The organism is Microbispora hainanensis (genome assembly GCF_006874475.1).
GTDB classification, from domain to species: Bacteria; Actinomycetota; Actinomycetes; order Streptosporangiales; family Streptosporangiaceae; genus Microbispora; species Microbispora hainanensis.
The window spans coordinates 19,962-37,517 of the sequence record NZ_VIRM01000001.1 but is presented as its reverse complement, the minus strand read 5'-3'; the positions used below and the strand labels follow the sequence as shown (position 1 = coordinate 37,517).

At 72.7% G+C, this 17,556-nt stretch carries 14 protein-coding genes; 9 read left to right on the top strand and 5 right to left on the bottom strand.

Annotation, left to right across the window (positions count from 1 at the left end; translation table 11 throughout):
- Positions 1-14: 14 nt before the first annotated feature.
- Positions 15-977 (bottom strand): LysR family transcriptional regulator, encoded by a 963-nt coding sequence (locus tag FLX08_RS00170; RefSeq protein WP_142615886.1) that lies wholly within the window; start codon positions 975-977, stop codon positions 15-17.
- 133 nt (positions 978-1,110) lie between these two features.
- Here FLX08_RS00170 and FLX08_RS00165 point away from each other — a divergent pair, with 133 nt between their 5' ends.
- From FLX08_RS00165 to FLX08_RS00155, 3 genes are all read left to right on the top strand, one after another.
- Complete coding sequence (locus FLX08_RS00165) at positions 1,111-1,806, top strand: type 1 glutamine amidotransferase domain-containing protein (RefSeq protein WP_142615884.1); 696 nt, start codon at positions 1,111-1,113, stop codon at positions 1,804-1,806.
- Positions 1,807-1,868: 62 nt separating this feature from the next.
- Positions 1,869-3,317, top strand: a complete 1,449-nt coding sequence (locus tag FLX08_RS00160; RefSeq protein WP_142615882.1) for an MFS transporter — start codon at positions 1,869-1,871, stop codon at positions 3,315-3,317.
- Positions 3,318-3,337: 20 nt separating this feature from the next.
- Entirely contained in the window at positions 3,338-4,129 is a 792-nt protein-coding gene (locus FLX08_RS00155) for an SDR family NAD(P)-dependent oxidoreductase (protein ID WP_142615880.1), read from the top strand.
- Positions 4,130-4,252: 123 nt separating this feature from the next.
- Here FLX08_RS00155 and FLX08_RS00150 read toward each other — a convergent pair whose 3' ends face one another.
- The 3 genes from FLX08_RS00150 to xylA form a co-directional block, all read right to left on the bottom strand.
- On the bottom strand, positions 4,253-4,906 hold the full coding sequence (locus FLX08_RS00150; RefSeq protein ID WP_142615878.1) for a DUF998 domain-containing protein: 654 nt from the start codon (positions 4,904-4,906) through the stop codon (positions 4,253-4,255).
- A 176-nt stretch (positions 4,907-5,082) separates the two neighbouring features.
- On the bottom strand, positions 5,083-6,453 hold the full coding sequence (gene xylB / locus FLX08_RS00145; protein WP_142615876.1) for a xylulokinase: 1,371 nt from the start codon (positions 6,451-6,453) through the stop codon (positions 5,083-5,085).
- A 28-nt stretch (positions 6,454-6,481) separates the two neighbouring features.
- On the bottom strand, positions 6,482-7,627 hold the full coding sequence (gene xylA / locus FLX08_RS00140; protein WP_142615874.1) for a xylose isomerase: 1,146 nt from the start codon (positions 7,625-7,627) through the stop codon (positions 6,482-6,484).
- A 291-nt stretch (positions 7,628-7,918) separates the two neighbouring features.
- Here xylA and FLX08_RS41810 point away from each other — a divergent pair, with 291 nt between their 5' ends.
- Positions 7,919-9,268, top strand: a complete 1,350-nt coding sequence (locus FLX08_RS41810) for an ROK family transcriptional regulator (protein WP_244312157.1) — start codon at positions 7,919-7,921, stop codon at positions 9,266-9,268.
- Between the two features lie 478 nt (positions 9,269-9,746).
- Positions 9,747-9,965 (top strand): hypothetical protein, encoded by a 219-nt coding sequence (locus FLX08_RS00130; RefSeq protein WP_142615872.1) that lies wholly within the window; start codon positions 9,747-9,749, stop codon positions 9,963-9,965.
- Positions 9,966-10,023: 58 nt separating this feature from the next.
- On the opposite strand, the gene FLX08_RS00125 is transcribed toward FLX08_RS00130, so the two are convergent.
- Positions 10,024-10,236 carry a hypothetical protein gene (locus tag FLX08_RS00125; RefSeq protein ID WP_142615870.1) on the bottom strand — a complete coding sequence of 71 codons (213 nt, stop codon included), beginning with the start codon at positions 10,234-10,236 and terminating at the stop codon, positions 10,024-10,026.
- Positions 10,237-10,400: 164 nt separating this feature from the next.
- Between FLX08_RS00125 and FLX08_RS00120 the strand changes: the two genes are divergently transcribed.
- The 4 genes from FLX08_RS00120 to FLX08_RS00100 all read left to right on the top strand — a co-directional run bounded on the left by FLX08_RS00120 (position 10,401) and on the right by FLX08_RS00100 (position 17,554).
- Positions 10,401-10,904, top strand: a complete 504-nt coding sequence (locus FLX08_RS00120; protein WP_142615868.1) for a VOC family protein — start codon at positions 10,401-10,403, stop codon at positions 10,902-10,904.
- Positions 10,905-11,141: 237 nt separating this feature from the next.
- Entirely contained in the window at positions 11,142-11,999 is an 858-nt protein-coding gene (locus tag FLX08_RS00115) for an SAM-dependent methyltransferase (protein ID WP_142615866.1), read from the top strand.
- A 202-nt stretch (positions 12,000-12,201) separates the two neighbouring features.
- Positions 12,202-12,552, top strand: coding sequence for an STAS domain-containing protein (locus FLX08_RS00110; RefSeq protein WP_167530221.1), 351 nt, complete (start codon positions 12,202-12,204; stop codon positions 12,550-12,552).
- Between the two features lie 595 nt (positions 12,553-13,147).
- Positions 13,148-17,554 (top strand): HAD-IC family P-type ATPase, encoded by a 4,407-nt coding sequence (locus FLX08_RS00100; RefSeq protein ID WP_142615862.1) that lies wholly within the window; start codon positions 13,148-13,150, stop codon positions 17,552-17,554.
- Positions 17,555-17,556 lie beyond the last annotated feature (2 nt).

Here is a 17,556-nt window from a genome sequence, read left to right as displayed (position 1 = left end):
GCCCACTCCGGCTCTCACCAGTGGCGGGCCTCCTGCAACAGCCGGTCTCGGACGAGGGTGACCTGGCGGCGTACGGGCGCGCCCGCTCGTTGCACGAGGAAGCCGGTGTTGATGGGCGGGTCGTCCGGGTCGAGGAGCATCACGAGCTTGCCGCTGTCGAGCTCGCCGGCACACAGATAGCGCGGCAGCACGGTGACTCCGGCTCCGGCGACGACGGCCGCCATCACACCGCGCAGATCGGGCACGGTCACCGCGGGCGACCTCGTCAGGCGCGTATGGAAGACGTGGCGCCAATACCGGCGGAGGATGGGCACGTCCTCGGCGTAGGCGACCAGCGGAGCGTCGTGCAGGACACCGTGCAGGACACCGTGCAGGGCACTGGGGTCGTCGCAGGCGACCGGGCCGATCCGGTCCGCCCAGGCAGGTGCGGCCACCAGCACGAACTCCTCGTCCATGAGCGGTGTGGCCAGCACGGTGCGGCCCCGCGGCCGGATCGCCGAGAAGACCAGGTCGAAACGCCCCGCGCGCAGGCCCTCCAGCAGGTCGTCGGCCAGCCCGGCCGTGACGCGCAGCCGCAGGCCCTGCTCGACCAGCGGCGCCAGGGCGGGCAGCACGCGGACGCTCAGCATCTCGGCCGGACCCCCGAGATGCACCGGCTCGGAGGACTCCTCGCCCTGGCGTCCTCGTCCGGCCACCACCGCCAGCTCGTCCAGCGGGCCCGCGACCTGTGCGGCCAGCTCGTCGGCCACCGACGTGGCGGCCACTCCTCGCGGCAGCCGTTCGAACAACTGGCGATCGAGCTGCTCCTCCAGCGTGCGCACCTGACTCGTCACGGTCGGCTGCGACAGCCCCAGCAGCGCGGCGGCCGCGGTGAAGGAACCGGCGCGATAGACCGCGAGGAACGTCCGCAGCAGCATCAGATCCAGGGCCCCACCTGCCGCCCGGTCTCCCGACACATAGGCACCCCTATGGCTCATACAACAAATGCTATTGGTTCCCTGATGCCTGGGCCGCCTACGCTCCAGCTCGTTCCCTCGCTGACGGGGCCGCAGGGCGTCGTCAGCTCACCTCACCTCGCCTTCCGCGAGGAGTCCGGAAAGAGCACGAGTAATGGCGAAGATCCTTTTTGTGATGACCGGTGCGCGCCACCTGACGCTGGCCGACGGCACCGAGCATCCGACAGGCTTCTGGGCCGAGGAGTTCTCGGCTCCCTACCTGGCGTTCACCGAGGCAGGGCACGAGGTGGTCGTCGCCACCCCCGGCGGCGTCGTGCCGACGGCCGACCAGGCGAGCCTCGCCCCCGAGGTCACCGGCGGCCAGGACGGCGCGGACGCGATGGCCGCCACGCTCCGGTCCGCCGCGGAGCTGCACAGCCCGATCGCGCTGGAGAGCGTCGATCCGGCCGGCTATGCCGCGGTGTTCTACCCCGGTGGGCACGGCCCGATGGAGGATCTGGCGGCCGACCCGCACTCGGCTCGCCTGCTGGCCGACGTCATGGCCGCGGGCACGCCGGTGGCCCTCGTCTGCCACGGCCTGGCCGCCCTCCTGGCTACCGAAGGGCCGGACGGCACCTCGCCGTTCACCGGCTACCGGATCACCGGATTCACGAGGGAGGAGGAGACGCTGGCCGGGCTCGCCGACCGGGTGACGTGGGTCCTGGAGGACCGGCTGGTCGCCCTGGGCGTGCGGTTCTCCGCAGGCGAGCCCTGGGCGCCCGTCGTGGTCGTCGACCGCAACGTCCACACCGGGCAGAACCCCGCCTCCTCCGCTCCGCTGGCCGCCGAACTGCTCAAGACCCTGGGCTGATCCTCGGCCGATCCCTGCGCCGGCCCTCGACCGCAGAGGGCCGGCCGCCGAGGAGCTCTCTCATGCTCATGACCCGCATCGACACCACGGCGTCCGCCGGCCGCCGCAGCGGCCGGCTGCTCGTTCCGGTCCTCGGCCTCGGCGCCATGGTTGTCTCGATGATGCAGACGCTGACCGTGCCGATCCTCGGAGTCGTCCAGCGAGATCTGCACACCACCACGACCGCCGCGAGCTGGCTCACCACGGCCACGCTGCTCTCCGCCGCCGTATGCACGCCTCTGCTCGGCCGCTACGGTGACCAGCACGGCGCGAGACGCACCCTGATCGGCGTGCTCGGTCTCACTCTGGCGGGGTCCGCGCTGGGCGCCACGACCCACGCGCTGCCCTGGCTGATCGCTGCACGCGCGTTGCAGGGAGCCTCCACCGCGATCTTCCCGCTCGCGCAGTCGGTGATCCGCGACGAACTGCCCCGCGACCGCCTTCCCGGCGCGACGGCCCTGCTCAGCGGGACGCTGGCGGTCGGCAACGCGGTCGCCCTGGTCGGCGCGGGGCTGCTCACCCGAGGCGCCGCACCGGACTTCCACCCCGTGTTCTGGTTGTCGGCCGGAGTGTCCGCGCTCACCCTGGCCGCCGTCGCCGCCGTCGTCCCCCGCCCCCGCGTACGGCCCGGCGGACGCACCGACTGGCCGGGGGCGATCGCGCTCGCCGTGATGTTGACCCTGCTGCTGCTTCCCCTGTCGCAGGGGGTCAGGTGGGGGTGGTCGTCCGCGCCGACCCTCGGGTGCTTCGCGGCGGCGGTGGCGATGGCGGCCGTCTGGGCGAGGCGCGAGCGGCGGGCGGCCGAGCCCCTCGTCGACATGCGGATGCTCGCCCTGCGACCGGTGCTGCTCGCCAACCTGGCGGGCTTCCTGGTGGGCTTCGCGATGTTCTCGCAGTTCCTCGGCGTTTCGGCGCTGGTCCAGCTCCCGGCCCCGCCCGACGGGTACGGATTCGGGGCCACCGTGCTGGAGACGTCCGTCGTCTACCTCATGCCGCCCGCCGTGGTCTCCCTGGCCGCCGCCCGGGTCGCGGGGGCGATGGTCCGGGTGATCGGCGCCCACGCGACCCTCGCCGTGGGCGCCGCATGCGGGGCCGCCGGCTTCACCGTGCTCGCCGCCGCGCGCGGCTCGGCCGTTGTCGTCATCACGGCGGCCGTCCTCGTCGGCGTCGCCGTCAGTTTCGGCTTCGCCACCCTCCCCGCCGTCCTGGCCGGTGCCGTACCCGCCAACGGGACCGGCATCGCCAACGGGATCAACTCGGTCGCCCGCTCGGTGGGCAGCTCCGTCGCCAGCGCCTTGGCCGCGACGCTGCTCACGGTCCAGCCCGCAGGGCACCTCGCCACCCGAGCGGCCTCCCTGCCCGCCGAAGGCCGGTTCACGGCGTGCTTCGCCCTGGGCGGAGGCGCATTCGTCCTCGTCGTCCTCATCGCCCTAACCGGGATCACCTCCGTACGGCCACGACATGACACGTAACCACCGGAAGGGTGGAAGACATGGCACTGATTCTCATCACCGGCGCATCGGACGGGCTCGGCCGTGCGCTCGCCGAAGACCTCGCCGCCGCCGGGCACCGGCTGCTGCTGCACGGACGAGACGTCCGGCGGCTCGCCGAGGTGGCCGAGGCCACCGGCGGCGAGACGTTCACCGCCGACTTCTCCTCCCTCGCCGAGGTCCGGCGGCTCGCCGCACGGATCGCCGAGACCCACGACCGGCTGGACGTGCTCGTCAACAACGCCGGGATCGGGTTCCACGTCGACGGGACATCCCAGCAACTGTCGGCGGACGGGCATGAGCTGCGCCTGGCGGTCAACTATCTCGCGCCCGTGCTGCTCACCCGGGAGCTGCTCGTGCTGCTTCGCCGAGGCGCACCCTCCCGGGTCGTCAACGTCGCCTCGATCGGCCAGCAGCCGATCGACTTCGACGATCCGCACCTCGAACGTGGATACACCGACGTCGCCGCCTACTGCCGGTCGAAGCTCGCCCTGATCTGCCACACCCTCGATCTGGCCGGAGAACTCGACGGGAGCGGTGTCACGGCGAACAGCATTCATCCCGCCTCGTACATGCCGACGGCCATGTCGGCGAGATCCGGCATGGAGGTGGTCGACACCCTGGAGAAGGGCGTGGCCGCCACCCGGCGTCTGGTGGACGCGCCCGAACTGGCCGGGATCACCGGCCGCTACTTCGACGGGGAGAAGGAGGCGCGGGCCTCCGAAGAGGCGTACGACCCGGACTACCGTCGCCGCCTCGGCGAACTGACCCGGAAGATGCTGGCGAACGTCTGACACGCGAGGACGAGCATGACCGGTGCCCTACGCCGGGCGCCTGCCCGGCCGGATCGTGCGGCGCCCCCGCGCCCGCACGATCCGGCGGCTTGGAAGTGGACACTGCTCGGAAGTGGACACTGCTCAGCGGTGGACCAGGAAGTCGCGCGCGGCGCGCCGGTCGCCGATCCGCGCCCTGAGCGACGGCACCCAGGCGAGCTGCGCGAGCCGTACGGCGAGCACGCCCAGGACGGCCACCTCGGCGGTCAGCAGCAGCCGCTCCACCAGGCCGATCATGACGCCGTGGCCGGGCAGCGCGACGTAGGTGATGGCCGCCAGGCTGAGGCCGGAGGCGAGCGTCAGCCACTCCAGCGGGCGGGCGACGGCCTTCCACCGCTCGTCCTGTCCCAGGCGGCCCACCAACTGGATGGCGGCGGCGGGCACGCTCACGAAGGCCGCCACCGACAGGGCGCCGTGGACGTCCCCCTGCCAGACCGTGCCCGACGGGATCACGGCCGCGCCGACGAGCGAGACGCTCCACAGGCCGATCAGGCGGGCGGGCCAGCCGTGCACCGGCGCGCCGAGCGCGCGCATCCCGGCCAGCAGCGCGAGCGACGCCAGGCCGAGGACGGCCGTGGCCGTCTCGATGGCGCCGCCCCCGTCGCGGGCGGCGTACTCGCTGATCGTCATGGAGACGGGGTCCAAGGAGGAATCCCCGCCCACCTGCGCCGCCACCACGGTGACGACCGCGAACAGGATGCCGCCGCCGGCGAGCAGGGGATAGATCCTCTTGACCATATGGTCAGGATCCCGCGTACGGCCCGTTCCCAACATCCGGGACAACGCGTAGATGCCCCGGAGAACGGGTCAGGGTCGTCTCAGGGTGGGGCCCAGACCTTCGGGCCCAGAACTTTCGGGCCCAGACCTTCGGGTGCGGCCGTGAGGGGACGCGGCCCGGGCCCCACCTCGGACGACTACTGCTGTGCGGCCTCGTGGTAGCGCTCGCGCAGGTCCGGCGTGGGATCGGCCTCGTAGGACTCGGTGGCGCCCGTGTCCCACAGCGGCGGTTCCGGCTGCCCCGACAGCAGCCAGGCGGCCTGCTTGGCCGCGCCGTCCGCGACGTACTCCCCGGGGGTGGGGACGAGCACCGGACGCCCGAAAACGGTCGGCGCGATGCGGCGCACCGCCTCCGACCGCGCACCGCCGCCGATGAGCAGCACCCGCCGCGGTTCGAGGCCGAGGGCGTCGAGCGCGTCGGCGAGCCCGCAGAGCATGCCCTCCACCGCCGCCCGGGCCAGGTGCTCCGGCGTGGAGTTGCCCAGCCGCAGGCCGTGCAGCGAACCGGTGGCGTCGGGCAGGTTCGGGGTGCGCTCCCCTTCCAGGTAGGGCACCAGGACCAGCCCGTCCGCACCCGCGGGGGCCCGCAGCGCCAGGTCGCTCAGCTCCTGGGGCGTGACCCGGAGCATCCGGGCCGCCGCGTCCAGCACCCGTGCCGCGTTCAGCGTGCAGACCAGCGGGAGGTAGCGCCCGGTGGCGTCGGCGAACCCGGCGACCGCCCCTGACGGGTCGGCGGACGGCCCCTCTGCGACGGCGAACGCCGTCCCGGAGGTGCCGATCGACACGACCACGTCACCGGGCCGCATGCCGACGCCGAGCGCCGCCGCCATGTTGTCGCCCGTGCCCGGCGCGAGCAGCGCGCCGCCCTGCTCGGCCGTGCCCGCCTGCTCGGCGGGACCGAGCACGCGGGGCAGCTCCGGCACCCGGCCCATGGCGAGTTCGAGCAGGTCGGTCCGGTATTCACCGGTCGCGGGCGACCAATAACCGGTGCCGGAGGCGTCGCCCCGGTCGGTCGTGATCGTGCCCGGCCGCCCGGCGAGCCGCCAGGTGAGCCAGTCGTGCGGCAGGCACACCGACCGCGTACGGGCGGCGTTGTCCGGCTCGTTGCGGGCCAGCCAGCGGAGCTTCGTCACGGTGAAGGACGCCACCGGGACGCTGCCGACGGCCTCCGCCCACGCCTTGGGGCCGCCGAGCTCGGCGACCAGGTCGGCCGCCGCTCCGGCCGAGCGGGTGTCGTTCCACAGCAGCGCGGGCCGGACCACCTCGCCGTCCTCGTCGAGGCAGACCATTCCGTGCTGCTGGGCCCCCACGCTCACCGCCGCGACGTCCGCGAGCCCTCCCGCCTGCTCGATCGCGCTCTGCAGCGCGGACCACCAGTGCTCGGGATGGACCTCGGTGCCGTCGGGGTGGGAGGCGCGGCCCTCGCGCACGAGGGCCCCGCTCTCCGCGTCCCGGATGACGACCTTGCAGCTCTGGGTCGACGAGTCGACCCCCGCGACCAGCGTCACAGTCGTCCCTCCGCTCTCGTCGTACCGGTCAGCCGCGCACGCCGAAGAGGTGCTCCAGCGCGAGCTGGTTGAGCCGGGTGAAGTGGAAGCCGCGGGCGGCCACCTCGTCCACGTCGATCGACTCGGCGAGGATGTCGTCGTAGGTCTCGCCCTCGGCCAGGGTCGGCTGGGCCAGCTCGGTGAGCTTGCTGGCGGCCAGCGCCTCCTGCACCTCGGGGTCGGCGCGGAAGGCCTTCGACTTCTCCTTGAGGATGAGGTAGGTCCGCATGTTGGCGGCGGCCGACTCCCAGACGTCGTTCTTGTCCTCGGTGCGCAGCGGCTTGTAGTCGAAGTGACGCGGGCCGTCGTAGCCGCCGTTCTCCAGCAGGTCGACGAGGAAGAACGCGTTCTTCACGTCGCCGTGGCCGAAGATGAGGTCCTGGTCGTACTTCGGGCCGTGCTGGCCGTTGAGGTCGAGGTGGAACAGCTTGCCGTGCCACAGCGCCTGGGCGATGCCGTGCACGAAGTTCATCCCGGCCATCTGCTCGTGGCCGACCTCGGGGTTGAGGCCCACCATCTCGGGGTGCTCCAGCGAGTTGATGAACGCCAGGGCGTGGCCGATCGTCGGCAGCAGGATGTCGCCGCGCGGCTCGTTCGGCTTGGGCTCGACGGCGAACCGGATGTCGTAGCCCTTGTCGATCACGTACTGACACAGGAGGTCGAAGCCCTCCTTGTAGCGGTCGAGCGCGACCCGCACGTCCTTGGCGGCCTCGGACTCGGCACCCTCACGGCCGCCCCAGCACACGTACGTCTTCGCGCCCAGCTCGGCGGCGAGGTCGATGTTGCGCATGACCTTGCGCAGGGCGTACCGCCGGACGTCGCGGTCGTTGCTGGTGAACCCGCCGTCCTTGAAGATCGGGTGGGTGAAGAGGTTGGTCGTGGCCATCGGCACCTTCATGCCGGTCTCGCTGAGAGCCTTCTTGAAGCTCTCGATGGCCTTGGTCCGGTCCGGCTCCACCGCGAGGAGGTCGTCGTCGTGGAAGGTCACACCGTACGCGCCGAGCTCGGCCAGGCGGTGGACGCTCTCGACCGGGTCCAGCGGGGCCCGGGTGGCGTCGCCGAACGGGTCGCGCGCCTGCCAGCCGACGGTCCACAGCCCGAACGTGAAGCGGTCCTCGGGAGTGGGGGTGTACATGGGTCGCCTCCGAATTAGTCTATGTTGTGGACTAAATATCGGACGTGAGGAGCCGCAGGGTCAAGGGGGTGTGTCCGGGTTCTCAACCTCCGGCAGTGGAAGATGTGATTGCACAGCCCGTCGGGCGTGCGGCGACAGTCGCGTGGAGGGGTGCGATGACGCGGGCGGGAACGGCGTGAGGCGGGCCGCACGCGTGCAGGAGCGCGAGAGCAGCGGACGGTACGAGCACAAGAGCTACGGACGGCACGGACGCGAGAGCCGCGGCCGTTATGAGGCGGCGTGGAGGGTGCGATGACGCAGGCCCTGCGGCATGACGCGATGCGCGCCCGCAACCTGGCGCTCGTCCTCGGCGCGGTCGGCGCCCGGGAATCGGTGACCCGGGCCGCCCTCGCCGAGATGACCGGCCTGACCAAGACGACCGTGTCCAAGCTCGTCGGCGACCTCATCGAGGGCGGGCTCGTGGTGGAGACCGGCGCCGTCCGGGACGGCGAGCGCGGCAGGCCCGGTGTCGAGATCCGGATCAGCGGGCAGCACGTCGCCGCCCTCGGGCTCGAGGTCAACGTCGACTACCTCGCGGTGTGCGTGGTCGACCTCGCCCGGACGGTACGGCTGCGCCGTACACAGGCTGTGGACAACCGAGCCGCACCCCCTGTGGATGTGATCGCGCGACTTGGGGATTTGGCCTCCGCGGTTGTGGACGAAGCTGTGGAGAACGGCCTGCGGGTGGTCGGCGGGGTGCTGGCCGTGCCCGGCCCTGTGGACATGACCAGCGGCGTCGTCCACAACGCGCCGAACCTCGGCTGGCGCGACGTGCCGCTGGCGTCGCTCCTGCGGTTCCCCTTCCCCGTACGGGTGGAGAACGAGGCCAACCTGGCCGCGCTCGGCGAGCTGTGGTTCGGGTCGGGGCTGCCGGACTTCCTGCACGTGTCGGGAGAGATCGGCATCGGGGCGGGCCTCGTGGTCCGCGGCCGGCTCTTCCGGGGCGCGCACGGCTTCGCCGGGGAGCTCGGGCACGTCGTCGTCTCCCCCGACGGCCCGCCGTGCCGCTGCGGCGGGCGGGGCTGCCTCGAACAGTACGCAGGCCAGGACGCCCTCCTGACCGCCGCCCGCGCCGCCGCCTCGATCCGGCCCGCCGCCGTGCCCCCGGCTGCGGTCTCCCCGGCTGCGGTTTCCCCGGTTGCGGCGCACGGGAACCCGCCGGCCGGGATGCCGCGGCGCAGGGATGCGGACACATCAGGGGAGACGGGCACGTCGGGGAAGACGGACGAACCGTCGTCTTCACCCGAGATGCTCCTGCCCGCGCAGCAGGGCGTGGCATGGGTGCTGTCCCGGCTCAAGGAGGGTGACGCGGACGTGCGTGCCGCCTGTGAGCGGGCCGCCTGGGCGCTCGGCGTGGCTCTGTCGTCGGCGGTCAACCTCGTGGATCCCGACGCGATCGTCCTCGGCGGCATCTACGCGCCGCTCTTCCCCTGGATCGGCCACATGGTCGCCGACACGCTGAAGGACCGCCTCGGCCAGATGCGCGGTGCCGTGCCGCCCGTGGTCGTGTCACGGCTCGGCGCCGAGGCCGCCGCCCTCGGCGCGGCAGGCCAGGTGATCGAGCAGGTCATGGCCGACCCCGCCGCACTCCTGCACACCTGACGCGAGGGCGACGCAAGCGCCCCGGCCGGACGCCGAGAAGCCCGGTGCCGAGAAGCCGGGTGCCAAGAAGCCGTAAGGACCAGTGCCGATCTTGCCCAGCACAGGTCACGGACTGCGCCCGCGGGGTATGAGGCCGCCGATCCACGGAAATTGGACGGCCGACGCGCTTCGTCGGCCGTCCAGCAGGAAGGCGTACAGCGATATGTCCCGCTACTGGACGCGGCCCCCCGTTGACGTCGTGGTCCTCACGGCCCGGCGGCTGGCCCTGGCAGCGCTCATGATCCCGGCGGCGGGAATCTGCGCCGCACAACCCGCGACGGCGCATGTCACACCACCGCCCGCGACGGCGCGTCCCGCCTCACCGCCGGCAGCGGCACATGGCACCCCGCCGTCCGCAGCGGTGCATGTCACCCCGCCACCCGTACGCGAGGAGCCCGCGGCCGGCCGCGCCCACAAGTCCGGTGGAGGCGGACGTCAGGTGATCGAAGGGGGACGCGCGAACGCCGTCCAGGGCAGGTCCGCCACGGGCCGGTTCAACCAGAGCCTCAACGGAGCCATCGCCCCCGCCTTCGTGATGGGGCGGTCGCAAGGACCGATCACCAAGACCCACTCACTCAAACTGCAGGCCGCCTTCTGCGGATCGCAGCCCACTGCCTGCACGATGGAACAGAACATGCCGGTCCACGAGAAAGACTGACACCTCCCCGTCCACTCCGCGCCACCGGCAGGCATCGCGCCCCTCCGCAGGCAGCGGCTTACAGGCCGGAGGGGTCGCGGCCGAGGCTGATCTCCTCGGCGATGCGCCGCAGTTCGTCGTCGGCCAGCCGGGGCGTGCCGGGCAGGTCGGCGGTCAGCGCCGAGATCACCTGGTGGTATGGCGCGCCGGCGTGACGGACCGCGACCTCGTGCACCACCCGGAACAGGACCAGGTTGTCCTCGTGCTCCCGCGTCGCCCTGTCCACGATCATGTCGTCCCCCTCCGCCGGCCCCCTCGCCGGCACCGATCCCCGGACCGCTCCCGAGCAGCGCCCCTGGCGCTGCCCGGTGGCCACCGTACGACCTGGCACCGACAGTTTCCGGGAAACCCACCGAGGTACAATTACTTGAGCGTTCAAGTTTTCGGGAGGGCGTCATGCCGGTCCAGCGACTCAACCACGCCGTGCTGTACGTGCGGGACGTCTCCCGCAGCGTGGCCTTCTACCAGGAGGCCCTCGGGTTCCGCGTCGTCCAGGCGTTCCCCGGGGCGGCCTTCCTGCAGGCCGAGGGCTCCTCGAACGACCACGACCTCGGGCTGTTCCAGATCGGGGCGCAGGCGGGGCCGTCGACCGCCGGGCGCGCGACGGTCGGCCTCTATCACCTCGCCTGGGAGGTCGACACGCTCGCCGAGCTGCACCGGATCGCGACCAAGCTGACGGAGATGAACGCCCTGGTCGGCGCGTCCGACCACTCCACCACCAAGGCCCTCTACGCGAAGGATCCGGACGGGCTGGAGTTCGAGGTGTCCTGGCTGGTGCCCGCCGGCCTGATCACCCAGGAGGTCCTCGACGGGCGCACCCAGATCAAGCCGCTCGACCTCGCGAAGGAACTGGAGCGGTACGGCGCGCAGACGCGCGGCGGGGTCGGCGTCAGCGTCTGATCCGGCACCCGTGGGCGGCCCGCTTTCCACGGCCGCCCACGACGACCGGCTCCCCGCCCGCCGACCTGCCCCGCCCGCCAAACGGACAGTTCCCCCTCCGACCGGACACTTCGCCGGCCGATGCTGTTCGCTGACCGACCGGTTCGTGCCATTTAGCGCAAACATCCTTCTCCGCGGCCCCGGAAGCTCATAGCATGATCATGATCTGAACCGGTACGGCGAGGAACAGGACGGATCATGGCCGACAACGACCAGCACCCGGGCGACGACGCTGCCGGACGCGCCCAGGCGTTCGCCAGGATCGACACGAGCAAGCCGAGCATCGCCCGGGTCTACGACTTCTTCCTCGGGGGCAAGGACAACTACGCCATCGACCGGCAGGTGGGCGAGGCGACGCTGCAGATCGCGCCGGACGCCCCCGCGGCGGGCCGGTCGAACCGCGCCTTCCTCCGGCGCGTCGTCCGCCATCTGGCCGCCGAGGCGGGCATCCGGCAGTTCCTCGACATCGGCTCGGGCCTGCCCACCCAGGGCAACGTGCACGAGGTGGCCCAGAAGGTCGCCCCGGAGGCTCGCGTCGTCTACGTCGACAACGACCCCATCGTGCTCCTGCACGGCCGGGCGCTGCTCGCGACCAACGGGAGCACCACGGTCGTCGAGGCCGACATCCGCGACCCGGAGTCGATCCTGGGGCACCCCGGGGTCCGCGCGCTCATCGACTTCGACCAGCCGGTGGCCCTGCTGCTGTTCGCGATCCTGCATCACGTCAACGACCACGAGGACCCCCACGGGATCGCCGCGCGCTTCCGCGAGGCCCTGCCCTCGGGCAGCTATCTGGCGCTGTCCCACTTCCACAACCCCGGGCCGAGCATGCCCGATGTGTCGGCGCAGGCGACCACGGCCGAGAAGCTGTTCAACGAGAACCTGGGCACGGGCCGGTGGCGCACCCGCGAGGAGATCCTGGCCTACTTCGGCGACCTGCCGCTCATCGAACCCGGCCTGGTGCCGCTCCCGGAGTGGCGGCCGGACCCGGGTGAGGTCTTCGAGCCCGGCATCACCTATCACACGTTCGTCGGCGGCGTCGCGCACAAGCCCTGAAACGATCTTCCTGCGACAAACGTGAGTCGCGTCACTCCGCAGCCGTACGGCCGGGAGCGCGTCGCCGCAGGCAGCGGGCCCTGCGGCGACGGAGCGGCTTCCCGCCGTACGGCGCGGCCGTACGGCGGCCGGGTTGACATCGGTGAGCGGCGACGGTGATGCTCGGAGGTGGCTGCCCCTCTACATGGAAGGCGGCACCGACATGACGATCGTCAATGGGTCGCTCGAATCGGCCCTGAGCAAGAAGACTCTGCTCTACCTCGACAAGCAACTGGTCGTACGCTCCTCAGAAGACGGCGGCGTACGGCTGATCGGACAGATCGACCTCACCAACGGCGACGCGATGGCCGACGCCCTGCACCGGCGGTGGGCGAGGCCGGGCACGGGAACCGTGGACGTCGCCGAGCTCCAGTTCATCGACCTCTACGGCCTGCGCGCCCTGGCCCTGCTGTCCGACGCTCCCCTGGGCCGGCCGATCCGGCTCGACAACGTCAAGCCCAGCCTGCGCAAGCTGCTCACCCTGCTCGACTGGCCCGCGTTCACCATCGGGTGACTCCGCGGCCCGCCGGGGCCCCACACGCCGATCGCGGGCGGCGCGTTCCCCCGCACCAACGCCCCGCGCCAACGACCGGCCCCCGGAAACCCGACCCCGGCACCCCTGCTCCCGGGCACCCCGCTCCCGGACACCCTGCTCCCGGGCACCCCGCTCCCGGGCACCCCGCTCCCGGGCACGCCGCTACCGGACACCCCGCTCCCGGGTTTCCCTCACGCCCACCTCATCCGGATTTTCCCCTCACGCCCGCATTCCCGCGTTTCTGGCATTCCCGCGTTTCTCGGGCTCCGGATGGAGGAAAAGTATCCGAGGACGGTCGCACGACCGTTATGACCAGCACCTGAGCCTTCGTATGGGTTCAGGCGGAAGCCATTCGTGAGTTCCCCCCGACTCTCACGAGGAGGGGGGGTGAGGTGTTTCCGGGCACTCCGGCAGCCCGCCACCGATGTCGGCGGCCGTCCGCCGACGTGGCACAGCCTCCGCGCGCTCGCGCGGCGGTGGCGAGGCGCCCTGACCCCCGCCGGCTGACCCTCCGATGCGGCCGCCCGCTCGATCCCGGGCCCGGCGTCCGGGCTCCCGTCTGCTGGAGAGCCGAATGTTCCTGAACCAGGTGCTCACGACGTCCGCGACCCTGTTGCGCGGTGTGCTGCCCGAGCCGTTCCGAGACCTGCTTCCCTGCCCGCGCGACGTGCACGTCTGCCCCGGCGGCGTACGCATCGACCTGCGCGGGATCGGCCGGCCCGGCTCCGAGGCCGCGGCGCTTCAGCTGGAGGAGCGGCTTGAGGCCCTCCCCTGCGTCGAGCGGGCGGAGGTCAACGGCCGCATCTCCGCCGTCTTCGTCGCCTGCGACCCGGACCGGGTCGACCGTGACAAGCTGCTGGCCGTCATCCAGGAGCTGGACGAGCAGGAGGAGCACGCCCACGAGAGCCCCGTCCAGCTCGTGGAGGAGCACTTGCGGGCGACCATACGGCTGACGGCCGGCGTCGCCGGAATCGGGCTGATCTTCCTGGGAAGGGCGATCCGGGCCCCGCAGCTCCCGGTGGCCGTGCCCGCGTTGCTGCAACTGGTCAACGCCACGCCCGCGATCCGCGAACAGCTCGACCGCCGGCTGGGGCACGGGCCCACCGACGCCCTGTTCAACACCGCCAACCTCGTCACCCAGACCCTCACGCTGCGTCCCGCCGCGCTGTTCGTGCAGGCCGCCGCCAACGTGGGCCGCTACGTCGAGACGAGGGCCAGCCGGCACGCGTGGGAGAGGCTGGAGGAGCGGCTCGCCGCGCGTCCCGGCGCCTACCACCACATCAGGGCCGAGACCCGGCCGCGGCCGACCCACCTGCCGCACGGGCCGATCGAGCGCTACGCCGACGTGGTCGCCCCGATCAGTGCCGCCGCGTACGCGCTGACGCAGGCGCTCGTGCGGGGCGAACGGGCCGTGGCGATCCTCGTCTCCGGCACCCCGAAGGTCGCCGATCTCAGCCGCGACGCGTTCGCGGGCGCGGTCACCCGTGCGCTCGGCAAGCACGACACGGTCGTCTTCGACGCCGAATGCCTGCGCAAGATGGACCGTGTCGACACCGTCATCCTGCACGCCGACGCGCTGACGACCGGCTCGTGGACGATCGACCGGGTCGAGCCGCTGCGCGAGGGGGAGGACACCGGCGAGCTCTACTCCCGGCTCTACTCGCTCATCGACTTCTCCGACCCCGGCCGCACCGGGACCGTGGAGGGCTGGTCGGTCCGCCCGCTGCCGGACCCCGATCTCCTGCTCTCGGACGCCGACCTCTGGCGGTCACGCGGGCTGCGGGCGGTGGAGGTGTCCAGGGACGGCTCGCGGGTCGCCGTCGCCGGTCTCGCCCCGGAGATCGACGCTCTGGCCCTGCCCGTCGTCGGCGCAGCCAAGGCGGCGGCCGGCACGGTCCTGCTCGCGGGCGGCGACGAGGGCCTGGCCCAGCACCTCGGGATCGCCCGTACGCTGCCCGGAGGCCGCGAGCTCGCCGAGCACGTGCACGACCTGCAGGCGGCGGGCCACTGCGTGGCCGTCGTGTCGAGGAACGCCTGGCACGCGCTCGCCCAGGCCGACATCGGCGTCGGGGTGGTCGATCCGGCGGCCGAGGAACCCGGCCACGTGGTGCCGTGGGACGCCGACATCGCCGGTGAGCTGCACGGCGTCCACCTGTTCCTGCGCTGCCTGCCCCGGGCGCGTGGCAACAGCGGCAACGCCGTACGGCTCGGCGCGGCCGGCGCGTGCGTCGGCACGCTGCTGGCCGTCGCCGGCCCGGCCGCCACAGCCCTGCGCCGGGCGCAGATCGCGAGCGCCGCCGTCTCGCTGGGCGCCATCGTGCTGGGCGAGTGGGACGGGCAGAACGCCGGCCGCGTCTCCACTCCGGCCCGCGCCGACAGCACGCCATGGCACGCCATGTCGGCGCGTGAGGTGCTCGCTCGGCTCCGTTCCTCGTCGGAGGGCATCGGCGAGCAGGAGGCGGGAAGGCGCCGCACGCAGGCCCTGCCCGAGGAGGCGGAGGGGCCCCACTCGCTGGCCCGGGCCACGCTGGAGGAGCTCGCCAACCCGCTCACGCCCGCCCTCGCGACCGGCGCGGGCATCTCCGCTCTCGTCGGCTCGGTCCTCGACGCCGTGCTGATCAGCGGGGTCATGGTCATCAACGCGTTCCTCGGCGGCGTGCAGCGGTTCAAGGCCGACCGGGCGCTGCTGCGCCTGACCGAGTCAACCGAGGTCCTCGTACGGCTGCGCCGCCCCGACGGCGTCGTCGAGACGACGAAGGCCGAGCTCGCGCCCGGCGACGTCATCGAGCTGCGCGCCGGAGACGCCGTGCCCGCGGACGCCCGCGTCATCAAGGCCGTGGGGCTGGAGGTGGACGAGTCGACGCTCACCGGCGAGTCGCAGCTCGTCACGAAGACGGCCGCGCCGACCGTGGCGGCGGCCGTCGCCGACCGCAGCTCGATGGTCTACCAGGGAACCTCGATCGCGGCGGGCAGCGGCCGGGCGGTGGTCGTCGCGACCGGCGACATGACCGAGTCGGGGCGCAGCGCCAGGCTCGCGGGCGAGCCGAGCCCGCCGACCGGCGTCGAGCTGCGCCTGCGGGAGCTGAGCCGGCGCATCCTGCCGCTGTCGATCGCCTCGGGTGTCGTGCTGCTCCTCACCGACCTCCTGCGCGGACGGCCGCTGGCCGCGGCGCTCACGCCCGCCGTCAGCCTGACGGTCGCCGCCGTGCCGGAGGGGCTCCCGTTCGTCGCCACGGTGGCGGAGCTGGCCGCCGCGCGACGGCTGTCCAGGCGCGCCGCCCTGGTGCGCAACCCCTCCACCATCGAGGCCCTGGGCCGGGTCAACGTGCTGTGCTTCGACAAGACCGGCACGCTGACCGAGGGCCGCATCAGCCTGCGGTACCTGTCGAACGGGTGGTCGGGCCGTCCGCTCGAGGAGGCGGACGCGTGGCTGCGGCGCGTCCTCGCCGCGGCCGTCCGGGCCAGCCCCAAGTCCGGCGGGGGACGGGTGATCGCCCACCCGACCGACCGCGCGGTGCTCGAAGGCGCCCTTCGGCTGGGCGTCACGCCGGCTGAAGGGTTCGAGACCTGGGAACGTGTGGACGAGATGCCGTTCGAGCCGGGCCGGGGCTACCACGCCGTGCTCGGCCGCACCGAGCAGGGGCACCTGCTCAGCGTGAAGGGCGCGCCCGAGATCGTGCTCACCCACTGCACCACCGTGCACCGCGACACCGGGGCGGTCCCCTGCGACGAGACCGTACGCGCGGAGCTGGAGCACGAGGTGGAGCGGCTGGCCCGGCAGGGCTACCGGGTGCTCGCCGTCGCGCAGCGGCCCGCCTCCGACCGGAGCGACCTCGACGAGTCGCGCATCGAGGAGCTGTGCTTCCTCGGCTTCCTCGGCCTGGCCGACCCGGTCAGGTCCACGGCCGCGGAGAGCGTCAGGCGCCTCATGCGGGCCGGGGTGCGGATCGTCATGGTCACCGGCGACCACCCCAGCACCGCCGAGGCCATCGCGGTCGAGCTGAACGCGCTGAACGGCCAGCGCGTCATGACGGGCCCCGAGCTCGACGAGCTCGACGACGAGACGCTGACCAAGGTGCTGCCCGAGGTGGCGGTCTTCGCCCGCACCACCCCCGCGCACAAGGCCAGGATCGTCACGTGCCTGCGCCGGGCCGGTGAGGTCGTCGCCGTCACGGGCGACGGCGCCAACGACGCGCCCGCCATCCGTACGGCCGACGTCGGGATCGCCCTCGGCTCCCGCGCGACGCCCGCCGCGCGGTCCGCCGCCGACCTGGTCGTCACCGACGACCGCATCGAGACGATCGTGGACGCCATCGTCGAGGGCAGGGCGATGTGGACCTCGGTGCGCGACTCGCTGAGCATCCTCCTCGGCGGCAACATCGGCGAGATCGCGTTCACCGTGGGGTCCAACCTGCTGGCCGGCGGAAGCGCGCTCAACGCCCGGCAGCTCCTGCTGGTCAATCTCCTCACCGACATGGTGCCGGCCATGGCGGTCGCCGTACGGCCGCCCGCCTCGACCGATCCGGACGAGCTGCTCGCCGAGGGCCCCGAGGCGTCGCTGGGCGCGTCGCTGACCCGCGACATCTATTTGCGCGCGGCGGTCACGACGGCGGCGGCGACGGTCGCGTGGATTCTCGGACGCATGACGGGCACCCGCGGGCGCGCGGACACGATCGGCCTCGTCGCGCTCGTGTCCGCGCAGCTCCTGCAGACGCTCGCGGGCGGCGGCCGGGACAGGATCGTCGTGCTCGCGTCGCTGTCGTCGCTGGCCGTCCTGTGGCTCATCATCACGGTGCCGGGGGTCAGCGCCGTCTTCGGATGCCGGCCGCTCGGCCCGGTGGGCTGGGTCATCGGGCTGGGCAGCGCGGCCGCCGCCACGCTCGTGGGAATGCTCGTGCAGCGCCCGGTCAGGGAGGCGACGACCCGCGCCGAGGCCGAACGCCGCAGGGCCGCCGCCCACCTGCCCGTACCGGCGGCCTGATC

Coding starts and splice junctions, on each gene's coding strand:
- FLX08_RS00120 (WP_142615868.1), top strand. CDS start 10,401: ATGCCGGTCCAGCGACTCAACCACGCCGTGCTGTACGTGCGGGACGTC.
- FLX08_RS00100 (WP_142615862.1), top strand. CDS start 13,148: ATGTTCCTGAACCAGGTGCTCACGACGTCCGCGACCCTGTTGCGCGGT.
- FLX08_RS00160 (WP_142615882.1), top strand. CDS start 1,869: ATGCTCATGACCCGCATCGACACCACGGCGTCCGCCGGCCGCCGCAGC.
- FLX08_RS00150 (WP_142615878.1), bottom strand. CDS start 4,906: ATGGTCAAGAGGATCTATCCCCTGCTCGCCGGCGGCGGCATCCTGTTC.
- FLX08_RS00110 (WP_167530221.1), top strand. CDS start 12,202: ATGACGATCGTCAATGGGTCGCTCGAATCGGCCCTGAGCAAGAAGACT.
- FLX08_RS00155 (WP_142615880.1), top strand. CDS start 3,338: ATGGCACTGATTCTCATCACCGGCGCATCGGACGGGCTCGGCCGTGCG.
- FLX08_RS00125 (WP_142615870.1), bottom strand. CDS start 10,236: ATGATCGTGGACAGGGCGACGCGGGAGCACGAGGACAACCTGGTCCTG.
- FLX08_RS00165 (WP_142615884.1), top strand. CDS start 1,111: ATGGCGAAGATCCTTTTTGTGATGACCGGTGCGCGCCACCTGACGCTG.
- FLX08_RS41810 (WP_244312157.1), top strand. CDS start 7,919: ATGACGCAGGCCCTGCGGCATGACGCGATGCGCGCCCGCAACCTGGCG.
- xylA (WP_142615874.1), bottom strand. CDS start 7,627: ATGTACACCCCCACTCCCGAGGACCGCTTCACGTTCGGGCTGTGGACC.
- FLX08_RS00170 (WP_142615886.1), bottom strand. CDS start 977: ATGAGCCATAGGGGTGCCTATGTGTCGGGAGACCGGGCGGCAGGTGGG.
- FLX08_RS00115 (WP_142615866.1), top strand. CDS start 11,142: ATGGCCGACAACGACCAGCACCCGGGCGACGACGCTGCCGGACGCGCC.